The organism is Microbacterium sp. NPDC089698, from assembly GCF_044749045.1.
GTDB lineage: Bacteria > Actinomycetota > Actinomycetes > Actinomycetales > Microbacteriaceae > Microbacterium.
In genome coordinates this window covers 1-21,029 of record NZ_JBIVHE010000007.1, presented here as the reverse complement: position 1 = coordinate 21,029, position 21,029 = coordinate 1, and the positions used below count along the sequence as shown (strand labels likewise).

Annotated in this window: 20 protein-coding genes; 9 read left to right on the top strand and 11 right to left on the bottom strand. The window is 70.3% G+C overall.

Features of this window, described 5'->3' with window-relative positions; translation table 11 throughout:
• Positions 1-3 precede the first annotated feature (3 nt).
• From ACIPY5_RS17010 to ACIPY5_RS17000, 3 genes are all read right to left on the bottom strand, one after another.
• Positions 4-1,320: an extracellular solute-binding protein gene (locus ACIPY5_RS17010; protein ID WP_309338551.1), complete on the bottom strand. Its 1,317-nt coding sequence runs from the start codon at positions 1,318-1,320 to the stop codon at positions 4-6.
• An 83-nt stretch (positions 1,321-1,403) separates the two neighbouring features.
• Entirely contained in the window at positions 1,404-2,888 is a 1,485-nt protein-coding gene (locus ACIPY5_RS17005; RefSeq protein ID WP_400972743.1) for a GMC oxidoreductase, read from the bottom strand.
• 49 nt (positions 2,889-2,937) lie between these two features.
• Positions 2,938-4,047, bottom strand: a complete 1,110-nt coding sequence (locus ACIPY5_RS17000) for a Gfo/Idh/MocA family oxidoreductase (RefSeq protein WP_309342638.1) — start codon at positions 4,045-4,047, stop codon at positions 2,938-2,940.
• 115 nt (positions 4,048-4,162) lie between these two features.
• On the opposite strand from ACIPY5_RS17000, the gene ACIPY5_RS16995 reads away from it, so the two are divergent.
• The 3 genes from ACIPY5_RS16995 to ACIPY5_RS16985 all read left to right on the top strand — a co-directional run bounded on the left by ACIPY5_RS16995 (position 4,163) and on the right by ACIPY5_RS16985 (position 7,234).
• Entirely contained in the window at positions 4,163-5,377 is a 1,215-nt protein-coding gene (locus tag ACIPY5_RS16995; protein ID WP_309342636.1) for an ROK family transcriptional regulator, read from the top strand.
• Between the two features lie 259 nt (positions 5,378-5,636).
• On the top strand, positions 5,637-6,263 hold the full coding sequence (locus ACIPY5_RS16990) for a DUF4166 domain-containing protein (RefSeq protein WP_400972739.1): 627 nt from the start codon (positions 5,637-5,639) through the stop codon (positions 6,261-6,263).
• Positions 6,260-7,234: an epimerase gene (locus ACIPY5_RS16985; RefSeq protein ID WP_400972736.1), complete on the top strand. Its 975-nt coding sequence runs from the start codon at positions 6,260-6,262 to the stop codon at positions 7,232-7,234. Before ACIPY5_RS16990 ends, ACIPY5_RS16985 begins: the two co-directional genes overlap by 4 nt.
• 20 nt (positions 7,235-7,254) lie before the next feature.
• Here ACIPY5_RS16985 and ACIPY5_RS16980 read toward each other — a convergent pair whose 3' ends face one another.
• From ACIPY5_RS16980 to ACIPY5_RS16965, 4 genes are read right to left on the bottom strand one after another with little or no spacing between them, the layout of a single operon-like run.
• Positions 7,255-8,247, bottom strand: a complete 993-nt coding sequence (locus tag ACIPY5_RS16980) for an epimerase (protein ID WP_400972733.1) — start codon at positions 8,245-8,247, stop codon at positions 7,255-7,257.
• Positions 8,244-8,615: a PLD nuclease N-terminal domain-containing protein gene (locus ACIPY5_RS16975; protein ID WP_400972730.1), complete on the bottom strand. Its 372-nt coding sequence runs from the start codon at positions 8,613-8,615 to the stop codon at positions 8,244-8,246. Before ACIPY5_RS16975 ends, ACIPY5_RS16980 begins: the two co-directional genes overlap by 4 nt.
• Positions 8,616-8,656: 41 nt before the next feature.
• Complete coding sequence (locus ACIPY5_RS16970) at positions 8,657-9,586, bottom strand: aldo/keto reductase family oxidoreductase (protein WP_400972727.1); 930 nt, start codon at positions 9,584-9,586, stop codon at positions 8,657-8,659.
• Positions 9,583-11,001, bottom strand: a complete 1,419-nt coding sequence (locus ACIPY5_RS16965) for a DUF2252 domain-containing protein (protein ID WP_400972724.1) — start codon at positions 10,999-11,001, stop codon at positions 9,583-9,585. The genes ACIPY5_RS16970 and ACIPY5_RS16965 overlap by 4 nt, the downstream gene beginning before the upstream one ends.
• Positions 11,002-11,303: 302 nt before the next feature.
• Between ACIPY5_RS16965 and ACIPY5_RS16960 the strand changes: the two genes are divergently transcribed.
• Together ACIPY5_RS16960 and pgi are read left to right on the top strand one after the other, a co-directional pair.
• Positions 11,304-11,684, top strand: a complete 381-nt coding sequence (locus ACIPY5_RS16960) for a GNAT family N-acetyltransferase (RefSeq protein WP_400972722.1) — start codon at positions 11,304-11,306, stop codon at positions 11,682-11,684.
• 103 nt (positions 11,685-11,787) lie between these two features.
• Positions 11,788-13,467, top strand: coding sequence for a glucose-6-phosphate isomerase (gene pgi, locus ACIPY5_RS16955; RefSeq protein WP_400972719.1), 1,680 nt, complete (start codon positions 11,788-11,790; stop codon positions 13,465-13,467).
• Positions 13,468-13,480: 13 nt separating this feature from the next.
• On the opposite strand, the gene ACIPY5_RS16950 is transcribed toward pgi, so the two are convergent.
• Positions 13,481-13,687, bottom strand: coding sequence for a DUF6458 family protein (locus tag ACIPY5_RS16950; protein WP_400972716.1), 207 nt, complete (start codon positions 13,685-13,687; stop codon positions 13,481-13,483).
• 193 nt (positions 13,688-13,880) lie between these two features.
• Between ACIPY5_RS16950 and ACIPY5_RS16945 the strand changes: the two genes are divergently transcribed.
• Positions 13,881-14,978: a serine hydrolase domain-containing protein gene (locus ACIPY5_RS16945; protein WP_400972713.1), complete on the top strand. Its 1,098-nt coding sequence runs from the start codon at positions 13,881-13,883 to the stop codon at positions 14,976-14,978.
• A gap of 18 nt (positions 14,979-14,996) precedes the next feature.
• Here the strand turns inward: ACIPY5_RS16945 and ACIPY5_RS16940 are convergent, their stop codons facing one another.
• From ACIPY5_RS16940 to ACIPY5_RS16930, 3 genes are all read right to left on the bottom strand, one after another.
• The gene (locus tag ACIPY5_RS16940) at positions 14,997-15,806 is read right to left on the bottom strand and encodes an acyl-CoA desaturase (protein WP_400972710.1); all 810 of its coding nucleotides are present in this window, start codon (positions 15,804-15,806) and stop codon (positions 14,997-14,999) included.
• A gap of 169 nt (positions 15,807-15,975) precedes the next feature.
• Positions 15,976-16,734 carry a patatin-like phospholipase family protein gene (locus ACIPY5_RS16935; protein ID WP_309340053.1) on the bottom strand — a complete coding sequence of 253 codons (759 nt, stop codon included), beginning with the start codon at positions 16,732-16,734 and terminating at the stop codon, positions 15,976-15,978.
• A gap of 356 nt (positions 16,735-17,090) precedes the next feature.
• Positions 17,091-18,086, bottom strand: coding sequence for a helix-turn-helix transcriptional regulator (locus ACIPY5_RS16930; protein ID WP_400972707.1), 996 nt, complete (start codon positions 18,084-18,086; stop codon positions 17,091-17,093).
• 102 nt (positions 18,087-18,188) lie between these two features.
• On the opposite strand from ACIPY5_RS16930, the gene ACIPY5_RS16925 reads away from it, so the two are divergent.
• From ACIPY5_RS16925 to ACIPY5_RS16915, 3 genes are all read left to right on the top strand, one after another.
• Positions 18,189-18,653, top strand: a complete 465-nt coding sequence (locus ACIPY5_RS16925; protein ID WP_400972704.1) for a VOC family protein — start codon at positions 18,189-18,191, stop codon at positions 18,651-18,653.
• Between the two features lie 191 nt (positions 18,654-18,844).
• A complete protein-coding gene (locus tag ACIPY5_RS16920; protein ID WP_400972701.1) occupies positions 18,845-20,185 on the top strand; it encodes an MFS transporter in 1,341 nt (446 codons plus the stop codon).
• 162 nt (positions 20,186-20,347) lie between these two features.
• Entirely contained in the window at positions 20,348-20,938 is a 591-nt protein-coding gene (locus ACIPY5_RS16915; RefSeq protein WP_309340057.1) for a TetR/AcrR family transcriptional regulator, read from the top strand.
• Positions 20,939-21,029: the final 91 nt, after the last annotated feature.

Sequence of the window (21,029 nt, the reverse complement as noted above, 5' to 3'; positions counted from 1 at the left end):
CGACTACTTCCCGCCCAGCCCGATCGACTCCGCCTGCTGCTGCGCGGCGTCGAGTGCGTCCTTGGCGGAGACCCCGCCGCGGACGACACGCTCCATCTGCTTGCCGATCACGTCGCCGACCTGCGACCACGTCGGCACGTTCGGCTGGGCGACGCCGTTGTCGAGCGCGGAGCGCACGGTCTCCAGCATCGGGTCGCCCTTCATCGCCGAGTCGTCCCATGCGGCCTTGAGCGCCGGCATGTTACCGAAGATCTGGTACCACTTCACCTGCTGCGCGGACTCGGACATCCAGCGCACGAACTTCCAGGACGCGTCCTTGTTCTTCGCGTCCTTCGGCACGAGCCAGCTGCCGCCGCCCGTCGTCGCGCCCTTGCCGCCGTTCGGACCCGTGGGGTTCTGGGCGAAGGCGAGGTGGTCCTTCGACCAGTCCGCGCCGTTGGCGTCGTTGAACCAGGCCTTGAACCACGGCCCGCCGTCCACGATCGCACCGTTCTTGCCCTGTGAGGACCACGGCACGGTGTCCAGGAACTGCGGACCGTCGGGCGAGGACAGACCGCTCTTGATGAGGCCGGCCCAGTAGTCGAGCGCCTCGACGTTCTTCGGGTCGTTCAGGGTCCACTTCGTGTGGTCCTTGTTCAGGAAGGCGCCGCCGTTCTGCACGGCCATGACCTGCAGCTGCCCCGCGCTGTACTTGTCGTAGTTGACGGCGAGCGCGAACGGGAACTCGGATCCGGCGGCCTTGAGCTTCTCGCCGAACGCCTTCTGCTCGTCCCAGGTCTTCGGCGCGGCGGTGACGCCGGCCTTCTCCGCGAGGTCGCTGCGGTAGATGAGCATGTTCGCGTACGTGTACCAGGGCACCCCGTACTGCACGTCCTTCACGACCGAGTTGTTCCAGATGGCCGGGAAGAAGTCGTCCTTCTTCGCCAGCCCGTCCGGCACCGCGTCGAACCCGCCGGTGTTCAGCAGGGCCGGCTGGTCCTCGGTGAAGGCGAAGAGCAGATCCGGCACGGTGCCGGCGGTGATCGCGGCCGTCATCTTCGACGCGAACTGGTCCGAGGGGACCTTGGTCAGCTTGATGTCGACGTCGGGGTTCGCCTTCTTGAACTCCGCGATCATGTCGGGCAGCTTGTCGCCGTCGGCGCCCTCCGCCCAGAGCTGGACCGTGCCCTTCGCGGGCTTGTCGTCGATCGCGGCGCCGCTGCCGCCGGTGGATCCGGCGTCGCCGCTGCGGCCGCAGCCGGTCAGCAGCAGCGCGCCGGCGGTGAGAACGGCGGTGCCGAGCAGCATTGCTCGACGCGACCGTCGGGTGGTGAGGTGCATCGCATTCTCCTCTGTATCGGGTTCGGGTGGTGTTCGGGGTCGGGTGTGAGTCGGGGTCGTGGATCGCCCTCGCGGGCATCCGGTCAGAGCGCGGCCGAGACGGCGCGCGCGATGCGCACCGAGATCGTGGCGCCCGTGAGGGTGGCGTTGCAGGTGAGGGCGGTCGGGATGACGCCGTTGCCCGCGAGATAGAGGTTGTCGAAGCCCCAGACGCGCCCGTCCGTGTCGACCACGGAGGTGCCGTCGTCGACGGGGCCCATGCGCACGGTGCCCGTGTAGTGCAGCGAGGCGCCGGCAGGGAGGATCTCGGAGTCCTGCGCGGGGAAGACGCCGATCGCGTTCGCGGCCGCGCGCTGCACGTCCATGGTCCGGCGGATCTCCGCCAGGTCGGCCTCGGAGTACGAGAACCGCACGGTCATGTGCGGCAGGCCGAGGGCGTCGGTGCGGTCGTCCGAGAACTCGATCCGGTTCTCCGGACGGATCTCGGTCGCGCAGTACCAGCCGACGCCCAGCACGTGCTGGCCGTCGAACTCGCGCTCCATGAGCTGTCCGTGCGCAGGACGGGCGGCGCCGATCGACGGACTCCAGTACGAGCCGATGAACGGCTCGCCGGCCGGCGGCACGGGGATGTCGGCGGCGGTGAGGCCGAAGCGGTCCGCGTCGATCACGACGTCGCCGTCGATCGAGGCGTGCTCGTTGAGCCGCACGCCGAGCGCCTCCGGCCGGATGCCCGAGGCCCAGAGCAGCTGAGGCGTGCGCAGCGCGTCCGCGGCGACGAGCACGACCCGCCCGCGGAAGGACTCCTCGGCCCCTGTCACGAGGTCTCTGCCGACGAGCCCCGTCGCCCTGGTGCCGTCGTGCTCGACGCGCGTGACCAGCAGCCCGGTGCGCAGCGTCACGTTCGGCTCGCTGCCGTCGAACAGGTACGGGGCGATGTCGCGGGGGCCGGTGCGGGCGAACGGGCGGTCCCGGTGCGGGACGCCGGCCATCGGCATGTACCCGAACTGGCGCTCCGGATCCGGGCTCGGCACGGCGTCGCGGAGAGCGGCGAACATCGGCTCGGTGAACGGGTTGTCCACGAGCGGACCGACGTAGGTGCGCAGCAGCCCCCGCGCGCTCTCGAGATCCTCGTCCCACTGGTCGCGCGGCAGGAACTCGGGGATCTCCTCGGCGTAGGGCCACGGCGTGGCCGCGGTCCAGTGCACGCCCATGCCGCCGATGTTCCAGGCGACGGAGGCCCCGGGGAACTCGGCGAAGTTGTGGCCGAGGAACGCGGCGGGGAAGATGCCGGTCGAGTCGGCCGTCCAGCCGTCTCCGTCGAGCTCGTTCATCGAGGCCGCGCCGCGCACGTACTCGATCTGCCGCGCCCGGCGCATCAGGTCCTCGTAGGAGGCGTTCATCGCGTTCTCGTCGACCTCGACGAGGTGCTCGCCGTCGACACCGGTGATCCGCGACCCTGCCTCGATCACGAGGATCGACGCCTCCGGGTTCTGCTCGTGCACCCGACGGGCGATGATCGCGCCGTTCGGACCGGATCCGACGATGACGAGATCGTATTCCTCTGACATTGCTCTTCCTCTTCTTCGGTTCTGGAGCTCGGGGGGTGGGCGACGAAGGTCAGGGCGTCTCGACGGGGACCTCGACCCAGCGCTCCTCGCGGGCGGCGAGGAGCACGGCCTCGGTCAGCTGTGCGGCGCGCACGCCGTCGTCGAAGACCGGCAGACCGTCGGGCTGCTCCCCGCCGATCGCCGCGTAGACGTCGGCGACGAAGCCGTTGAACGCATCCTGGTACCCCTGCGCGTGGCCGACCGGCAGCCGGGAGAAGCGGGCGACGCCGGGATGCGCGTTCTGCGGATCCCGGAACAGCTGTCCGTTGCCCTCCCTGCGGCCGATCCAGAGCTCCTCCGGGCGCTCCTGGTCGAAGCGGATGCTCTCCGTGGTGCCGTGCAGTTCGAGCGTGAGGGCGTTCTTGCGTCCCGCCGCCATCTGCGAGACGAGCAGCGTGCCGATCGCCCCCGACGCCGTCTCGACGAGGATCGCGACCGCGTCCTCGTTCTGCACCGCATGCCCGCCGCGCTCCGCGAACGCCCGCCGCGTGCGGGCGGTGAGCCGCACGATGCGCTCCCCGGCGACGAACTCGAGGAGGTCGCACAGATGCGAGCCGATGTCGGCGAACGCGCGCGAGGGCCCGCCCTCGTCGGACGTCGCCCGCCAGTCGTCGTCGGTCGGCAGCAGCATCCAGTCCTGCAGGTAGCCGCAGTCCACGGTGAGCAGCGTGCCGAGCTCCCCCGCGAGGACGCGAGCACGCGCCTCGCGCACCATCGGGTGGTAACGGTAGACGAAGGGCACCGCGGCGACGACGCCGCGCTCGCGGGCGGCGGAGGCGAGCGCCCTCGCGTCGGCGAGGGATGTGGCCAGCGGCTTCTCGCAGATCACGTGCTTGCCGGCCTCGATCACCCGCAGCGCCAGCGGCGCGTGCGTCGAGTTCGGCGTGCAGACGTGCACGACCTCGCTCCCTCCCGCCAGGAGCTCGTCGATCGTGCCCGCGTTCTCGACGCCGAGTTCGGCGGCGGCGACGGCCGCGCGCTCCGGTGAGGAGCTGGCGATGTCCGCGAGGATCGCCCCCGCAGCGCGAGCCGCCCTGGTGTGCGCCTGCGCCATGAATCCTCCGCCGAGGAAGCCGGATCGGATCGTCCCGATGCCGGTGTGAGTGACCTCCGTTGTCATGCCGACGATTCTGACATGGATCGACACCCTTTTGTCAAGCGTTAGTCAAAAGTCTTTTTATGACCGACAGATGTCGCTCGCGGGGTAAGCAATTGCCGTGTGGTTTACTGACCCTATGAGCGACCCCGACCGGCTGAACGGCGGCGCCTCGCCGGGTGCGGGCGACATGCTGCAGCTGCTCCTGAACGGCCAGGCGCGCACCAAGGCCGACCTCGCGCACCTCACCGGACTCGCCCGATCGACGGTCTCGGCGCGCGTCGACGCCCTCCTCGCCTCCGGCCTCGTGGTGCCGGCCGGCGAAGGCCTGTCGACCGGCGGGCGCCCGCCGTCGCGGGTCGCGTTCAACCCTCGGGTGGGCCTGATCCTCGCCGCCGACCTCGGCGCCTCGCATGCGACCGTCGCCGTCTCCGACCTCGGCGGCCGGATCCTGGAGACGACGACGCGACCGCTGCGCATCGCGGACGGCCCCGCCGCCGTGCTCGACGGCGTGCTCACCGACGGCCGTGCGCTGCTCGAGGCGGAGGGCCTGCGCGGCATCCCCCTCGTCGGGATCGGGATCGGCGTGCCGGGACCCGTCGAGCACTCGACCGGCCGGCCGTACAACCCGCCGATCATGCCGGGCTGGGACCGCTTCGACGTGCCGGGGTACGTGCAGCGCACCTTCGACGTGCCCGTGCTCGTCGACAACGACGTCAACGTGCTCGCCCTCGGCGAGCAGGCCACGAGCTTCCCCGACGTCGAGGACCTCGTGTTCGTGAAGGTCGCCACGGGCATCGGCGCCGGGATCATCGCGGGCGGACGACTGCAGCGCGGTGCCCAGGGCTCGGCCGGCGACATGGGGCACGTCAAGGTGCCCTACTCCCCCGAGTCCTCGCACGCCCCGGGCGAGGACCGCGATCTCGAGGAGCTCGCGAGCGGCACCGCGATCGCCACGGCGCTGCGGGCGCAGGGGCTCGACGCCGTCACGAGCTCGGACGTCGTCGAGCTCGTCCGCAACGGCAACCCAGCGGCGATCGAGGCCACCCGGCAGGCGGGCCGTGACGTCGGCGAGGTCCTCGCGATGTTCGTGAACCTGCTCAACCCGTCGGTGATCGTGCTCGGAGGCAGCATCGCGCGCGCCGGGGAGCATCTCCTCGCGGGCGTCCGTGAGGTCGTCTACCGCCGGTCCATCCCCCTCGCGACGCAGCACCTCGCGATCGTGCAGACGCACACCGGCGAGAAGGCGGCCGTGCTCGGTGCGGCGATCATGGTGGCCCGCCACATCCTCTCCTCGGCCAACGTCGACGCCTACCTGGCGCAAGCAACGCCCCGCGCCGGCACCACGTCCTGACCCCGCCTCCGCCTCGCCCCGCGCCCGCCTCGCGCCCGCCTCGCGCCCGCCTCGCCGCGCCCGCCTCGCCCCGCCTCGCCGCGCGCCCGCCTCGCCGCGCTCACTTCATCCGCGAGACTCCAACTGGGCGACGAGACTGCGCCCCAGAGCCGCTGTCTCGTCGCCCAGTTGGAGTCTCGCGGGCCAGGCCTCCGAGGGGACAGAGACAGGGTCGCGCGATGCGCTCGCATTTTTTGAACGTGTTCGATAATGTGGAGGAATGACCACGGATCCGCTCTCGCCGTACGCCGCGGCTCTCGGCGCGCACCTGGCCGAACTGCACCCGGCGCTCGAGGCGTACTTCCGGGCGGTGCCCCGAGGACAGGTCGGCGTCGGACACGGCGTGTTCGAGCGGGTCGGCTGCCGGAACCGCGTGGTCCGCGTGCTGCTCGGCCCGGTGCTCCGCGTGCTCGAGCGCCGCGGTGCGGTCTACGCCGGCTGGGCGGAGGGCGTTCCGTTCACGGTGCGCAACCGCGACGACGGGGGCCGATCGGCGGAGCGCACGCTTCACCTCCCCGACGGGAACTGGACCATGCGCGATCGCGTGCGCCCCCTGCCGCACGGCCGGATCGTGGACCGGCTCGGGCGCGACGGAGTGCTCGCCGCCGTCTTCGAGGTGAAGGCCTCCGAAGGCGCCCTCGCGCTGCACAGCACCCGGGTGGGCCTGAGGCTGGGCAGCCGGCGGATCCGATTCCCCCGATGCATCGCTCCCCGGATCCGCCTGATCGAGAGCGTCGGCGACGGCTCCGGCCTGCAGCGGGTCGCCCTGACCGTGGACGTCCCGCTGCTCGGTCGCATCCACGAGTACGCCGGGACGTTCCGCTACGACATCGAGGAGGACGCATGAGCGAGCACGAGGACGTCCGCGGCAGGGTGGTGCTGGGCGGATCCACGGGGTTCATCGGCCAGGACCTCGCACGGCGCTGGCGCGCCGCCGGGCGCGAGGTCGTCACGATCTCACGCCACGACGCCGATCTGACCTGGGAGGATCAGGCCGGGATCGATGCGGCCGTCGACGGCGCGAGCCTCGTCGTCGGGCTCGCCGGCAAGAGCGTGAACTGCCGCTACACACCGCCGAACCGGGCCGAGATCGTCGGCTCCCGCGAGCGCACCACGGCGGCCCTGCGCACCGCCGTCGGACGCGCGGCGACGCCGCCCCCGCTCTGGGTGAACTCCTCGACGGCGACGATCTACCGGCACGCTGAGGATCACCCGCAGACGGAGTCCGCCGGCGAGCTCGGCACCGGGTTCTCGGTCGAGGTCGCGAAGGCCTGGGAGCGCGAGCTGTTCGCGGGCGACCTGCCCGGCACGCGCCGCGTGGCGCTGCGCACCGCGATCGTGCTGGGCGACGGCGGCGTGCTGGGCACCTTGCGGACGCTCGCGCGGTTCGGGCTCGGCGGCACCCAGTACGACGGGCGCTGGCCCGTCGGCCGCGCCCGGCGCGAAGCGGGGACCGCGCACGACTTCCGCACCCGCGGCGGCCGGCAGCGGTTCAGCTGGGTGCACCTCGACGACGTGGCGGGGATCATCGCCTTCCTCGAGCGCCATCCCGAGCTGGACGGCCCCGTGAACGCCGTCGCACCGGGGGCGAGCGACAACCGCACCCTCATGGCGACGATCCGGCGCGCACTCGGGATCCCGTTCGGCCTGCCGCAGCCGCGCGGGATGCTCGAACTCGGCGCGCTCGGGATCCGCACCGAGACGGAGCTGATCCTGAAGAGCCGCTGGGTCGCACCGGAACGTCTGCTCGGCGCCGGATACGCCTTCGCGCACCCCGACCTCGAGGAGGCGGTCGAGGCATCCTTCGGACGTCGCTGACCACCGGAAGAGGTCCGGATTCAGCGCCCGCGGATCTGCCGCACCGCACCGTCGAGCTCGGGGAACCGGAACACGTATCCGGCGTCCTCGAGCACCTGCGGCAGCACCCACCGGCTCTTCAGGATCAGCTCGGACTCGGTGCGCAGCACCGCCATCCCCGGCTCCAGCACGAAGCGCGGCGCAGGCAGTCCGAACGGCGCGCGCACGGCCCGGCGCAGGATCCGCATGAGCTCGATGTTCGTCACCGCGTTCGGCGACGCCATGTTCACGGGTCCCGCGATGTCGTCGTGGTCGCGGAGGAACCGGACGGCCTGCACGAAGTCCTGCTCGTGCATCCAGCTGAGCCGCTGCCGACCCCGCGAATGCTCGCCGTCGGGCCGCGGAGGCTCGGTCGGATGCGCGCCGATCCCCCGGTAGCGCCGGTGCGGGAACCACCAGCCGTCGTACTGCGGCCCGCCGAGCCCCAGCCGCGCCAGGCGCAGCAGCATCGTCATGACGGGCGCGCCGCTGCCGAGCACGAGTGAGGTGCGCAGGGCGATCCTGCGGGTGCCGGGCAGCTCCCCGGCGAAGAGCGCCGCCTCCCACTCGCGTGTCACGTCCGGTGAGAAGCCCCGCTCGTCGAGGGGATCCGACTCCGTGCGGGGCGTGTCGAGCGAGTACCGATAGGCGGTCGCGGAGCTGCCGTTCATCCAGACGGCGGGCGGGCGCGCCACCATCGCGATCGCGTGGTGCAGGGCCTCGGTGGTGCGCACCCGGGAGCGCAGGATCTCATCGCGGTTGCGGTCGGTGTAGCGGCAGTCGATGCGCCGCCCGGCCAGGCCGATCACGAGCTCGGCGCCGTCGACGAGGCGCAGGATCCCCGCCTCATCGTCCCAGCGCGCGTCCGCATCGCCGCCGCGTCCGATCGTGCGCACGTCATAGCCGTCGAGCCTCAGCGCGTCGCGCAGCGCCGTGCCGAGATAACCGCTGCCGCCGCCGATCACGGCACGGGGAGCAGGAGGCGCGGCGCTCATTCTGCACCCGTCTCGCCCTGCTGCTTCTTGCGCTTCTCGATCTCGGCGCGCAGCCGCCATTCCTCGATCTCGCGGTCCAGGTCGGCGATCTGCTGCTCGGTGCTGCGCGTGTCACCGGGCCGGGACGGCGCGGTGGGCGCCGCCGGCCCGGAGCGGCGCTCTCGGGGCCGCGGCAGCCGGATCCCCTCGCTGTCGTACTCGCGTCCGACCAGGAACCAGATCAGGGATCCGGCGAGCGGGACGATGATGACCAGGACGATCCAGAACACCTTGGGCAGGTGCTTAACCTGGTCGTCGCGCCGCGTGATGATGTCGATGAGCGCGCCGATCATCAGCACCAGCAGGAGGATCGTGAACACCAGGCCCATGCCGACAGCCTAGGAGATCACGCGAGCGCGCCGGGCGCCCCCTATGGCAGGGTGTGTCCGGCGGCGCGGAACAGTTCGTACCACTCCGCGCGGCTGAGCTCGACGTCGGCGCCCTCGGCCGCCTCCTGCACGCGCGAGGGCGTGGTCGTGCCGAGCACCACCTGCATGCCTGCCGGGTGCCGCGTGATCCACGCCGTGGCGATGCCGGTCGGGGTGACGCCGTGTGCGGCCGCGATCCGGTCGATCGCCGCGTTGAGCTCGGGATAGGCCGGGTTGTCCAGGAAGACGCCCGTGAAGAAGCCGGCCTGATACGGCGACCACGCCTGAATCGTGATGCCCTCGATGCGGCAGTACTCCACGATCCCGCCGCCGTCGCGGACGATGCTCTGGTCGAGGCCTGCCATGTTCGCCGCGAGCGGCTGCGCGATGATCGGGGCGTGCGTGATCGACAGCTGCAGCTGGTTCGCGACGAGCGGCTGGGTCACCGCGGTCTTCAGCAGGTCGATCTGTCGCGGGGTGTGGTTGGAGACGCCGAAGGAGCGCACCTTGCCCGAGGCGTGCAGCTCGTCGAAGGCGCGCGCGACCTCCTCCGGCTCCACGAGGGCGTCGGGACGGTGCAGCAGCAGCACATCGATGCGGTCGGTGCGCAAGGCCTTGAGCGACCCCTCGGCCTGCCGCATGATGTGGTCGTAGGAGAAGTCGAACATCCCCTCCGAGGGCACGATGCCGCACTTGGTCTGCAGCGTGATCTCGTCGCGCTCGGCCGCGGACAGCGCGAGCGCGGCCCCGAAGCGGTCCTCGCAGACGTGCATCGCCCCGCCGTAGATGTCGGCGTGGTCGAAGAAGTCGATCCCGTTCGTGCGGGCGGTGTCGTACAGCTCGCGGATCTGCGCGTCCGTGCGGCCGTCGATGCGCATCATGCCTGCGACGACCGCCGGGGCGGATCCGGATCCGAATCGGACCTGCTTCATGCCCTGCTCTCCTCCTGCGCAGTCTGCTGCGCTGCGTGCGGAGCGGCGTTCGCCGCCCCCTGCTCGGCCGCCCGCGCCGTGAACGACCGGTAGTCCTGCTCGGCCAGATCGGCGTAGGCGTTGGCCCAGCTCACCAGGATATCGGCGAGCTGCACGCCTTTCCCGGCGTATCCGGCGATCTGGGCCGCCGCGGGCGCCTGCGCATGGGCGCGCGCGAGCGTGATCGCGCAGGCAACCGCGTACTCGCGATAGCCCTCGTCCTCGACCTCGTCGGTGTCGATCGAGCCCTTCATGTCATGGAACTGGCGCACGTAGTAGTCGTCGCGCGATCCCTTGATGTGCCCGAGGAACGGATCCGAGAACGCCTGCAGGACCCGCTGCACGCCCACGACCCTCGCTCCCTCTCCCCCAGTGCGGATCCGGTCCTCGAGGTCGGCGGGCTGCGCGATCCCGCCGTACTCCGCGAGCACGCTGCGCACCGCCTGCTTCACCTGCAGGAGCAGGGGCTCGGCGTCGGGAGTGCCGAGCACCGCGAGGAAGCAGCGCGTGCCGACGCTCCCCACCCCGACCACGCGACGCGCCACGTCGCGCACCCGGTACTGGCGCAGGAGGAGCTGGATGTCGATGTTCGCAGAGGCCGCGTACTGCGCGAAGGCGGTGTCGCTGACCTCCTGGATCTCGGGGTCTGCGTGCGTCATGACGGGCGGCTGCTCAACGAAGCGCAGGTGGCCGTCGTCGCCGCGCACGGTGAGCTTGCGCGCCGCGCGCGCCCCGGTGCGCTTCTCGGCGGCGGCGATCGCCTTCTGCAGGGTCTGCTGCGAATCGACGTCGAGCCCGTCCCGCGCCGCGGTCGCGTCGAAGTGGGCGAAATAGCGCTGCAGCGGATCCGCCGACGCCGCCGCGCGCAGCGCCCGGGCGTAGGCGAGGACGCACTGCCGCGCCGCATCATCCGCGAGTCTCTGCCCGCGACTCCCGCGGGCGCCGATGACCACACTCGCGACGAGCCGCTTGAGGTCCCATTCCCAGGGCGCCCATGCGGCCTCGTCGAAGTCGTTCAGGTCGAACATGAGGGTGCGCTGCGGGGAGGCGAAGAAGCCGAAATTGCCGATGTGCGCGTCGCCGCAGGACGGCACGAGGATGCCCGTGTGCGGCTCCCGGGCGAAGTCGGCCGCCATGATCGCGGCCGTGCCGCGGTAGAAGGCGAACAGGTCGGCGCCCATGCGCTCGGTGCGCAGCGGCACGAGATCCGGCACCCGGGTGCTGTTCTGCCGGTCCAGGATCCCGAGCGGGTCGCGCCCCGTCGTGGTGATCGTGGCCAGGGCGGTGCGGGGCACGCGGTCGCGGGCCGCCCTCCCCGCTGCGAGCCCTTCCGCGCGCGAGAGCATCGTGTCGCCGACGAGGTTGGTTTCGGTCATGGCCCATTCTCTCCCCACGCCCCGTCCAGCGCGCCCCTCGTATCGGGTGGAGTTCGCGTCGGGCGGGTCTGCGTCGGGCGGGGTTCCGCCGGGCGGGGTTCCGCCGGGCGGGGTTCCGTCGACGCCCCCTCGCAGGATCCACGCCTCCCCGCAGGTCCGCTCCTCTGGAGGGGCGCGGACGCTCAGAGGGGGCGTCGAGCTCTCGTCAACGGGAGACCCCCGAATGTCCGAGCCCCGGCGTAGCGTCGGGACCGACGGCGGATCCACCGCCACGGATTTTCCCCACTCAAGGAGCGTGCAGCATGGACTGGAAGATCGAGCTCATCTTCGTGCCGGTTTCGGACGTCGATCGGGCGAAGGAGTTCTACGAGCGGATCGGCTTCCACGCCGACCACGACCAGACGCCGTTCGACGGGCTCCGCTTCGTGCAGATGACCCCTCCCGGATCCGCCTGCTCGATCGCTTTCGGCACCAATCTCGGGATCGAGCTCGAGCCGGGTCAGCAGAACACGATCCAGGTGGTCGTGCCCGACGCCGACGAGGCGCTCGCCCACCTGCGCAGCGTCGGGGCCGAGGCGACGGACGTCGACGACCAGGCCTGGGGCCGGTTCGTCACGTTCGCCGATCCCGACGGCAACCGCTGGACCCTGCAGGAGCTGCCGGACCGCAGCGAACAGGCCTGATCCGAGGCCGGGGCGGGGTGCCGCGCGCACCCTGTCCCGGCGCTTCATCCGGTCGGCCGGACATCGTCGGCGCAGGCGGGTCATCCCGCGCTAGCGTTGACCCATGACCTCCCCGATCGACGCCACCACGACGCCCGCCTGGACCGATCTCACCGCACTGCGGCAGTCATTCTCGCCCGATCTGCGCGGCTGGTTCGCCGCCGACGCCGAGCGCGTGGAGAGTCTGACGTTCGATCTCGCCGACCTCCGCGTCGATCTGTCCAAGAACCTCGTGACGGCGGAGGTCCGCAGCGCACTCGTACGCCTCGCCGAGCAGACCGGTGTCGCCGAGCGGTTCGCCGCGATGCTGGCCGGTGAGCACATCAACACCACGGAAGACCGCGCCGTGCTGCACACGGCCCTCCGCCGCCCCGCCGACGCATCCCCCGCGCTGGTCGTCGACGGCCAGGAGGTCGACCACGACGTGCACGAGGTGCTCGATGCGCTGAGCGCCTTCGCCGACCGCGTGCGCTCCGGCGAGTGGCGGGGCGTGACCGGCAAGAAGGTCACGCACGTGGTCAACATCGGGATCGGCGGTTCCGACCTCGGCCCCGTCATGGTCTACGAGGCGCTCAAGCCCTACGCCGATGCGGGGATCCAGGCCCGCTTCGTCTCCAACATCGACCCGACCGACATCGCGCAGAAGACCGCGGATCTGGATCCGGAGACCACGCTGTTCGTCGTCGCCTCGAAGACCTTCACGACGCTCGAGACGCTGACCAATGCGCGCCTCGCCCGGGACTGGCTGTGGGAGCGCATCGGGGCGGCCGGCGTCGACGTCGCGACCGAAGAGGCGCGCAGCGACGCCGTCGCCCACCACTTCGTCGCCGTATCCACCGCGCTCGACAAGGTGGCGGCCTTCGGCATCGACCCGGCCAACGCGTTCGGCTTCTGGGACTGGGTCGGCGGACGCTACTCGGTCGACAGCGCGATCGGGCTGTCGCTCGCGATCGTGTTCGGGCCCGAGGCGTTCCGCGAGCTGCTCGCCGGGTTCCACGCCGTCGACGAGCATGTGCGCACCACGCCGCTGGAGCGCAACGTCCCGGTGCTGATGGGCCTGCTCAACGTCTGGTACACGAACTTCCTCGGGGCGCAGTCGCACGCGGTGCTCCCCTACGCCCAGCAGCTGAGCCGCTTCCCGGCCTACCTGCAGCAGCTCACGATGGAGTCCAACGGCAAGTCCGTGCGCTGGGACGGGTCGCCGGTGACGACCGACACCGGCGAGGTCTTCTGGGGCGAGCCCGGCACGAACGGCCAGCACGCCTTCTACCAGCTGATCCACCAGGGCACCCGCCTGATCCCGGCCGACTTCATCGCGGTCGCGAACCCCGCCTACCCGCTCGCCGACGATGGTCGCGACGTGCACGGCCTGTTCCTCGCGAACTTCCTCGCCCAGACCAAGGCGCTCGCATTCGGCAAGACCACGGAGGAGGTCGAGGCCGAGGGGACGACCGGGGCGCTCGTCGCCGCCAGGACCTTCGCGGGCAACCGCCCGACGACCTCGATCTTCGCCCCCGCGCTCACCCCGGCGGTGCTCGGCCAGCTGATCGCCCTGTACGAGCACATCACCTTCACCCAGGGCGTGATCTGGGGGATCAACTCGTTCGACCAGTGGGGCGTCGAACTCGGCAAGCAGCTCGCGCTGCAGATCGCGCCCGCGATCGAGGGGGACCAGGATGCGATCGCCGCGCAGGATCCCTCCACCCGCGCGCTGCTCGCCTACTATCGCGAGCAGCGCCGCTGACGCCGGCGGGCGCTCAGAGGAGGTCCTCGTCGTTCGCGGGACCGGTGCGACGGCCACGCCGCGTGAGCATCAGGATCAGGCTCAGCAGGAAGACGACCGCGCCGGCGATCATCAGGATGTAGCCGACGAGGTGAAGGTCGACCCAGGAGACCTGGATGTTGAGCGCGAACTCGAGGATCGCGCCGATGACGAAGAGGACGATGCCGGTTCCGATGCCCATGAGGAGCTTCTCCGTTCCGCAGCTGGATGCCGTCCGCGCCGACGCTAGGCCGGATCCCGCGGCCCGTCAGGGGGCTTGACAACCGGTCGGCGAGACTGATCGGGCCGCCGAGAGCACCATCGCGCGGGCCGTCCGCCTAGAGTGGGCCGGGACCACCCCGTACCGCGACGCGCGCACGTGAAGGAGCCGGCGGATGACAGAGCTGCAGGAGATCCTCGACAGGCACATCGAGAGTGGCACCGCTCCGGGGATCGTGGTCGCGGACGGCGATGCCGGCGGACGACTCGACATCGTCGCCGCCGGAGACGTCACCCCCGACGCCATCGTGCGCATCCAGTCGATGACGAAGCCCGTCCTCGCCGTCGCGGCCCTCCGCATGGTGCAGGATGGACGCCTCGACCTGGACGCACCGGTGCAGCAGTGGCTCCCGGAACTCGCGGATCGCCGCGTCCTGCGGACTCCGGCGTCGGATCTGGACGACGTCGTGCCCGCGGAATCGCCGATCTCGGTCCGTCATCTGCTCACGAACACCTCGGGCTACGGCATGACGACGGCTCCCGGCCCGCTGCAGGATGCGATGGTGCAGAACCGCACGCAGGCGGGTCAGGAGCCTGTCGAGCTCGGCGCTCAGGACTGGCTCGACGCCCTCGCCGACCTGCCGCTGATGTTCCAGCCCGGCGCGGGATGGCGCTATCACCACTCCTTCGGAATCCTGGGGATCCTGCTCGGCCGCATCGCCGGTCGTCCGCTCCAGGATCATCTCGCCGACGAGGTCTTCCACCCGCTCGGCATGATCGACACCGGCTACACGGTCCCGCGGTCGCAGGCGCACCGGCACCCCGCCGCCTACCGCCGTGATGACGCCGGCGCGCTCGTCGAGATCGAACCCGCCGGGGACGGCTTCTACGTGGCCCCGGCGCCCTTCGATCTGAGTCACGCGGAGCTGGTCTCGACCGCCTCGGACTACGCGGCTTTCGCGCGCATGCTGGCCTCCGGGGGCCACGCGGGCGACCGGATCATCGTGCAGCCCGCCCTGCTCGATCAGATGCGGATCGATCAGGTCCCCGCGCGGATCAAGACGCCCGACAGCTTCTTCCCCGGGTTCTGGGACGGCATGGGCTGGGGATTCGGCGTCGCCGTGCAGACCGAAGGGCCGCACGAGGGCCGATACGGGTGGTCCGGAGGGCTGGGCACCGACCTGTACGTCGATCCTGACGGCTCGTTCCGGGTGATCCTCGCCCAGGTCGAGATGGGCGCCGAGATGATGGCGCTCTTCGCGGATCTCGCCTGAGCCGGCCGCACCGAGCGGTCAGGCGCGTCGGTACTGCCCGACCAAGGGGCAGTCGAACGGGTCGCGCGCAGCGAGACCCACGCGGTTGAGGTAGTCGATGACGATCGCGTACGAACGCCACAGGGACGTCTCCGTGTAGGGGACGCCATGCGTGGCGCAGAACTCCCGCACGATCTCACTGGCTTGCGCGAGGTGCATGCGAGACATGTTCGGGAACAGGTGATGCTCGACCTGGTAATTCAGACCGCCCATGAGCCAGGTCGCCCACCAACCCCCGCAGATGTTGCGCGAGGTGTGCACCTGCTTGGAGAAGAAGTCGAGACGGGCGTCCGGCGCCTGAGCGGCATCCTCGTCGAGGAACGAGATCGTGTCGACCTCGATGTCAGGATCCTTGCCGACCCGATTCGGGTTCGCGTGGTGGCGGCTGTGCTTGGAATCCCACCAGGAGTAGCTCATGCCCACCACGGCGGCCAACACGCGGGCGAGCCGGTCGTTCCCGGGCCCGGAGGCGAGGATCTGCCGGTGCGCGGCCTCATGCGCGAGGAAGGCGACCTGCGTGAAGAGGATCCCGAAGACGGCGGCGATGAGCAGCTGGAACCAGCTGTCCCCCAAGAGGATGAATCCCGTGATCGCACCACCGAACGCGACGGCGAGCCCTGCCGCGATGAGGGTGTAGAACCGCGGAGTGCGTTGCATCAGCCCGGTCTCGCGCACCACCCGCGAGACCTCGACGAAGGCGCGGGCGACGTGCGGGAAGTCCTCTCTGCGAGCATAGGTCTGCCGGACGGGGCCCAGACGCGAAGGGATTCCTGTGTGTACGGATGACATCGATGAGCGCTTTCCCTGGGTCCGGAGGAGGGCCGGAGCTGGAGCCAAGGGCGGTCGCCGATCGCTGGTTCCCACGCTACGCGTCGGCATATGCGCGGAAGGGCATGGGCCGCTGTGCATCCACCGCGAAAGCGCCCTCGCGACGCTCCGAACCGGGGCGGAGCGACGTCTACGCGATCGACAGGAGCCGGCCGTCGCGCGCGGCGGCGTCCAAGGCCTCCTCGGCCGCCCGGCGCCCCTCTGCGATGAGGCGGGGGACGTCCTTCATCACCCATTGCGCCATGCGCTCCATCTCCGGCTGGATGAGGATCACGGTCGGGTCGGCGACGAGGTCGGCCGTCGCGGTGACGGTGCGCATCATCCGCACGTTCTCCCACTTGGCGTGCAGCCGGACGACGATGGTCCGCTCCGCGCCGAGGGCGCGGGTCACCGAGTCCGGGACGTTGTCGATCATGCCGCCATCGGCGAGCAGGGCGCCGTCGCGGCGGACCGGAGGCAGCACGCCGGGGACGGCGACGGTGGCGCGGAGGGCCGTGCTGAGCGGGCCGCGGTCGAGGATCACGCCTCGGCGCGTGCGCAGATCCGTCGCGTAGGCGCCGAAGCGACGGGGCAGGTCCTCGATGAGGGGGTCGTGGCCGAGGATGCGACGGATGGCGTCGGTCACGGCATGCGTGTCGAGCAGCCCCCAGCGCGGGCGCAGGGACCAGCGGGCGATCGCGCTCCAGCGGAAGCCGCGCACCGCGCGCTCGATCGCGTCGGCGTCGAAACCGGCCGCATAGGCAGCGCCGAGGAGCCCGCCGGCGCTCGTGCCGGCGACGATCCCGGGGCGGATGCCGCGCTCGGCGAGCACCTGCAGGACTCCTGCCTGGGCGGCGCCGTACGCGCCGCCGCCGCTCAGCGTCAGCCCGAGGGTGTGATCGTCCGTCACGTGTCTCCCCTCTCGGCCGTCACGTGACGCTACCAGCGGCCGCCTTCGCAACGGCTGAGACGGAGGTATGGAGAAGAGTTCATCGTTCTGATTCCCGAACCAGAACGATGACCCCTCTGCACCTCCAGCGGGCACAGCACTCCCCAGCGCTGCGCCACAGTGAACAACCAGAATATTGGTTGCTGGCTGAGCGTTTCATCGGAGCGCGGGACGTGGACGATCCGATCAAAGGTCTCGCGACCGCCCAAAGACATCGACGCCCCCTCTGAGCGCCGAGGCCCCCTCGCAGTTGCGTAACTACGAGGGGGCCTCGATGCTGCGAGGGGGCCTCGACGGAGGGGTACCCCGCAGCGTGCTCATGGCGCCCCCTCTCCCCTGGCCGTCGCCGCATTCCTCTTGGCCAGGACGCCGAACGCGTGGAGCAACGCGGGCGGGCGGACGACCTCGATCTCGGTGTCGAACCGATTGAGGGATGCGGCGAGCGCGACCCAGGACCAGGAGCCGGCCTCGAGCGAGCAGCGTTCCGGGCCGAGGTCCTCGACGAGCCCGTCCCCCGCGAAAGGCAGTACGTCACGCGCGGGCAGCGACAGGATGACCTTGCCGGAGCACGGCCAGCGGTCGGACCGGTCAGAGCCCTTGAACCGCGCAGAGACGTAGGCGGCGACGTCGCCGCCGGGGACCTCCCGGGGCGCGAATCGCGGTCCCGTCGGCGTGCGCGGCATCATGCGGTCGGCACGGAAGAGACGCCACTCGCCCCTGTCGAGATCCCATGCGACGAGATACCAGCGCCCGTGGGAGGTCACGAGGTGATGCGGCTCCGCCCGCCGCGGCGGCACCGGGGCCTCGCCCGCGTGAGGAGCCGGGCTCGCGTAGTCGAAGCGGAGCACTTCGCGAGCGCGGACCGCGGCGGAGATGGCGATCAGGACGCCCGTCGGGACAGCATACTCTGCGTCGTCTCCGGGACCCGGCCGGAGGGTGGTGAAGGTCAGCGCATCGAGTCGGTGCCGAAGCCGGGACGGCATCACCTGACGGATCGTGGTCAACGCGCGCAGCGAAGCCTCTTCGATGCCGGCGCCGGAGGCCGTCGCCGATTGCAGCGCCACGGCGAGCGCGACGACCTGCTCGTCGTCGAACAGCAACGGCGGGAGCTCGGCGCCGGCGTCCAGGCGGTATCCGCCGTCCGGACCCCTCGTCGCCCGGATCCGATACCCCATCTCCCGGAGCCGGTCGATGTCGCGACGGACCGTGCGGTGGCTGACATCCAGGCGCTCAGCCAGCGTCGAACCCGGCCAGTCGCGCCTCGACTGCAGGAGCGACAGCAGCGTGAGCAGACGCGAGGTGGGAGCGGTCATGAATGCAGACTACTTTCCATCTAGGACAGGAACTGACCTATACAGCTGTGAGGCTGGATCGCGCCCGGAAGAGCCGGGGAAACGCCTCATCAAGGAGCACTCATGAGCATCACGACCACCACCCACCTCAACTTCCGCGGCGACGCGCGTCAGGCGCTGGAGTTCTACCAGGCCGCGTTCGGCGGCCTGGTCAGCATCGCCACCTACGGCGACGTCGGGATGCCGAAGGACGCCCCCGGCGCCGACAAGGTCGTCTTCGGGCAGCTCGAATCCGAGGGCGGCTTCCGGGTCATGGCCTACGACATCCCCGGCGCTCCCGCCGACTCCGTTCCCGGCGGGACGACGCGGCGCGAGAACGGCGTGACCCTCACCGACCAGCCGTTCTTCGTCTCCGTGCGCAGCACGACCCTGGAGGAGGCGGTGCAGCACTGGGACAAGCTCTCCGCAGGTGCGTCGATCATCGAGCCGCTGGCCGCCTCGGCGTGGAGCCCCGGCTTCGGCATGCTGACCGACGGCTTCGGCGTGACCTGGATCCTCGACGTCGCGACGGAACAGAACGCCGGCTGAAGGCGCCTCTGCGGAGGAGGCCCGGAGTTGCGCCCGCGGTTCCGGGCCTCTTCACGCCTCATCGGCGACGCCGACGTAACAACCCTTGCACGGAAAACCTGAGTCATCTAGGTTTTCAGGCGACAACGGTGCCACCGGCTCGTGCTCAACGGTGAGCACAGCGGACACCGCTGGAGCCAATGGAGGCAGAGATGAGTTCAGTCAGCGGGTCAGCCGCAGGCAATCCGTCGGGGATGACGGCGGCGAGCACCGTCGTTTCCCATGAGCATCACTGGTTCAAGGAGCCGACGGATCCGGCCCCGAAGAAATACGTCGCGTGGCTGTTCATCGCGCAGTTCGTGTTCTTCGTCGCGCTCCTCGGACCCGCGATCGTGGGTGTCGGCATCAAGATCTCGTCGCTCGTGGCCAGCGGCGCGATCGCCGAGAACGGCGCCACCGGCGCCGCCGCCGTCCTCGGCGGATTCGGCGCCCTGTTCGCCACCGCGGCGAACGTCGTCTTCGGCCGCTTGTCCGACCGCACGACGAGTCGCTGGGGCCGTCGGCGCATCTGGATCGTGGGCGGAACGCTCATCATGACGGCCGGTCTCGGCGTGATGGCGGTGGCTCCGGACCTACTGTGGGCGACCATCGGCTGGTCGATCGCCCAGCTCGGCGCGAACATGACTCTCGCGCCGTTCATCGCGACCCTCGCGGACCAGGTTCCTCGCGTGCAGCGCGGATCCGTCGCCGCCTGGCTGGGCATCGCTCAGAACGCCGGTGTCGTCGGCGGCGTCTACGTCGCCCAATGGTTCTTGAACAATCTCGTGATCATGTTCGTCGGCCCGGCGCTGCTCTCGATCGTCGCCATGGTGCTCTTCGCCTGGATCCTTCCCGACAAGGTGCTTCCCGTGAAGCCGCCGGCAGCGACCTTCCGGGACTGGTGGGAGACCTTCTGGGTGAGCCCGCGGAAGTACCCCGACTACGCGCTGGCCTGGTGGTCCCGCTTCCTCATCACCTTCGCCAGCTTCGGCTTCACCGCGTTCCGGTTCTTCTACCTGCAGAACCACATCGGCATCAAGAACCCCGCGGACGTCGTGGGGGTCATCTCGCTCAGCACACTGATCTTCACCGGCACCCTCGTCGTGGCCGCCTTTGCCGCGGGGAAGCTCTCGGACAGGCTCAACCGGCGCAAGATCTTCGTGTGGAGCTCGACCGTCCTGTTCGCGATCGGCACGGTGTCCCTGATCTTCATCAAGGACGTGCCCTCGTTCTACATCCTCGAAGCCTTGATGGGCATCGCCTACGGCATCTACGTCGGCGTCGATCTGGCTCTGGTCGTCGACGTGCTCCCGAACCCCGATGACTCCGGGAAGGACCTGGGCGTGTTCAACATCGCGAACGCGCTCCCCCAGACGATCGCCCCCATGGTGGGCGGCATCCTCGTCTACGTGGGCGATCCGACGGGCAACAACTACGCCCTGTGGTTCTCCGTGCTCGGCGTGGCGGCGTTGATCGGCGCTCTGGTGATCTTCCCCATCAAGAAGGTCCGGTAGGCAGCGGGCGAAGGGGCGCGGGGCGACGAACCCACCCGATTCGGTGGTCGTCGCTCCCGCTCCCCTCCCCGGCGCCGGCTGCGGCATCGCCTAGACTCCGACCAGGGCAGTTCCGTGTCGAAGGCACCGCTGCACGGATGAAGGTCGTAGTGGAGGGCGCCCATGATTCGCGGCTCATATGCCAAGGGCATCGCCAAGCGGCAGGAGATCCTCGAGGTCGCCCTCGAAGTGGTCGCCGAGATGGGATGCCGCAACGCGCCCAACGTCGAGATCGCTCGCAGGGTCGGGCTGACGCAGGCGGGGCTCATGCACCACTTCGGCTCCCGCGAGGAGCTGTACATGGCCGTGCTCCGCGCACGCGATGAGCGCGACACCGAGGCGCATTGGGTCGGCGAGCCGAACTTCGAGGGCTTCCTCGCGGTGATCGACCACAACACGACGGTTCCGGGACTCGTGCAGCTGTACGTCGAGTTCTCCGCCGAAGCGAGCATCGGCAAGCACCCGGCGCACGAGTTCTTCATCGAGCGCTACGAGTGGGTACGGACGTCGACGAAGCAAGCCGTGAGAGTCGCGCAGGAGAGCGGCGAGTTCGGACCGAACGTCGATGCCGATATCGTCGCCGACCTCGTCATCGCCACCGCCGACGGCCTGCAGCAGCAGTGGCTGCTCGATCGCTCGATCGACATGGTGGCGCGACTCCGGACCCTGTGGAACGGGATCGCGATCCTGTCGAAGCTCCCCCGCGACGACTAGCTGTACTGACCCGGTGCGTTGTTGACGTAGGAGAGACCTCCGGGGTCGAGTGGAGCTGTCTAGGTTCCCTCGAGTCCACGGAGGTCTCTCG

Coding starts and splice junctions, on each gene's coding strand:
- ACIPY5_RS17010 (WP_309338551.1), bottom strand. CDS start 1,320: ATGCACCTCACCACCCGACGGTCGCGTCGAGCAATGCTGCTCGGCACC.
- ACIPY5_RS17005 (WP_400972743.1), bottom strand. CDS start 2,888: ATGTCAGAGGAATACGATCTCGTCATCGTCGGATCCGGTCCGAACGGC.
- ACIPY5_RS17000 (WP_309342638.1), bottom strand. CDS start 4,047: ATGACAACGGAGGTCACTCACACCGGCATCGGGACGATCCGATCCGGC.
- ACIPY5_RS16995 (WP_309342636.1), top strand. CDS start 4,163: ATGAGCGACCCCGACCGGCTGAACGGCGGCGCCTCGCCGGGTGCGGGC.
- ACIPY5_RS16990 (WP_400972739.1), top strand. CDS start 5,637: ATGACCACGGATCCGCTCTCGCCGTACGCCGCGGCTCTCGGCGCGCAC.
- ACIPY5_RS16985 (WP_400972736.1), top strand. CDS start 6,260: ATGAGCGAGCACGAGGACGTCCGCGGCAGGGTGGTGCTGGGCGGATCC.
- ACIPY5_RS16980 (WP_400972733.1), bottom strand. CDS start 8,247: ATGAGCGCCGCGCCTCCTGCTCCCCGTGCCGTGATCGGCGGCGGCAGC.
- ACIPY5_RS16975 (WP_400972730.1), bottom strand. CDS start 8,615: ATGGGCCTGGTGTTCACGATCCTCCTGCTGGTGCTGATGATCGGCGCG.
- ACIPY5_RS16970 (WP_400972727.1), bottom strand. CDS start 9,586: ATGAAGCAGGTCCGATTCGGATCCGGATCCGCCCCGGCGGTCGTCGCA.
- ACIPY5_RS16965 (WP_400972724.1), bottom strand. CDS start 11,001: ATGACCGAAACCAACCTCGTCGGCGACACGATGCTCTCGCGCGCGGAA.
- ACIPY5_RS16960 (WP_400972722.1), top strand. CDS start 11,304: ATGGACTGGAAGATCGAGCTCATCTTCGTGCCGGTTTCGGACGTCGAT.
- pgi (WP_400972719.1), top strand. CDS start 11,788: ATGACCTCCCCGATCGACGCCACCACGACGCCCGCCTGGACCGATCTC.
- ACIPY5_RS16950 (WP_400972716.1), bottom strand. CDS start 13,687: ATGGGCATCGGAACCGGCATCGTCCTCTTCGTCATCGGCGCGATCCTC.
- ACIPY5_RS16945 (WP_400972713.1), top strand. CDS start 13,881: ATGACAGAGCTGCAGGAGATCCTCGACAGGCACATCGAGAGTGGCACC.
- ACIPY5_RS16940 (WP_400972710.1), bottom strand. CDS start 15,806: ATGTCATCCGTACACACAGGAATCCCTTCGCGTCTGGGCCCCGTCCGG.
- ACIPY5_RS16930 (WP_400972707.1), bottom strand. CDS start 18,086: ATGACCGCTCCCACCTCGCGTCTGCTCACGCTGCTGTCGCTCCTGCAG.
- ACIPY5_RS16925 (WP_400972704.1), top strand. CDS start 18,189: ATGAGCATCACGACCACCACCCACCTCAACTTCCGCGGCGACGCGCGT.
- ACIPY5_RS16920 (WP_400972701.1), top strand. CDS start 18,845: ATGAGTTCAGTCAGCGGGTCAGCCGCAGGCAATCCGTCGGGGATGACG.
- ACIPY5_RS16915 (WP_309340057.1), top strand. CDS start 20,348: ATGATTCGCGGCTCATATGCCAAGGGCATCGCCAAGCGGCAGGAGATC.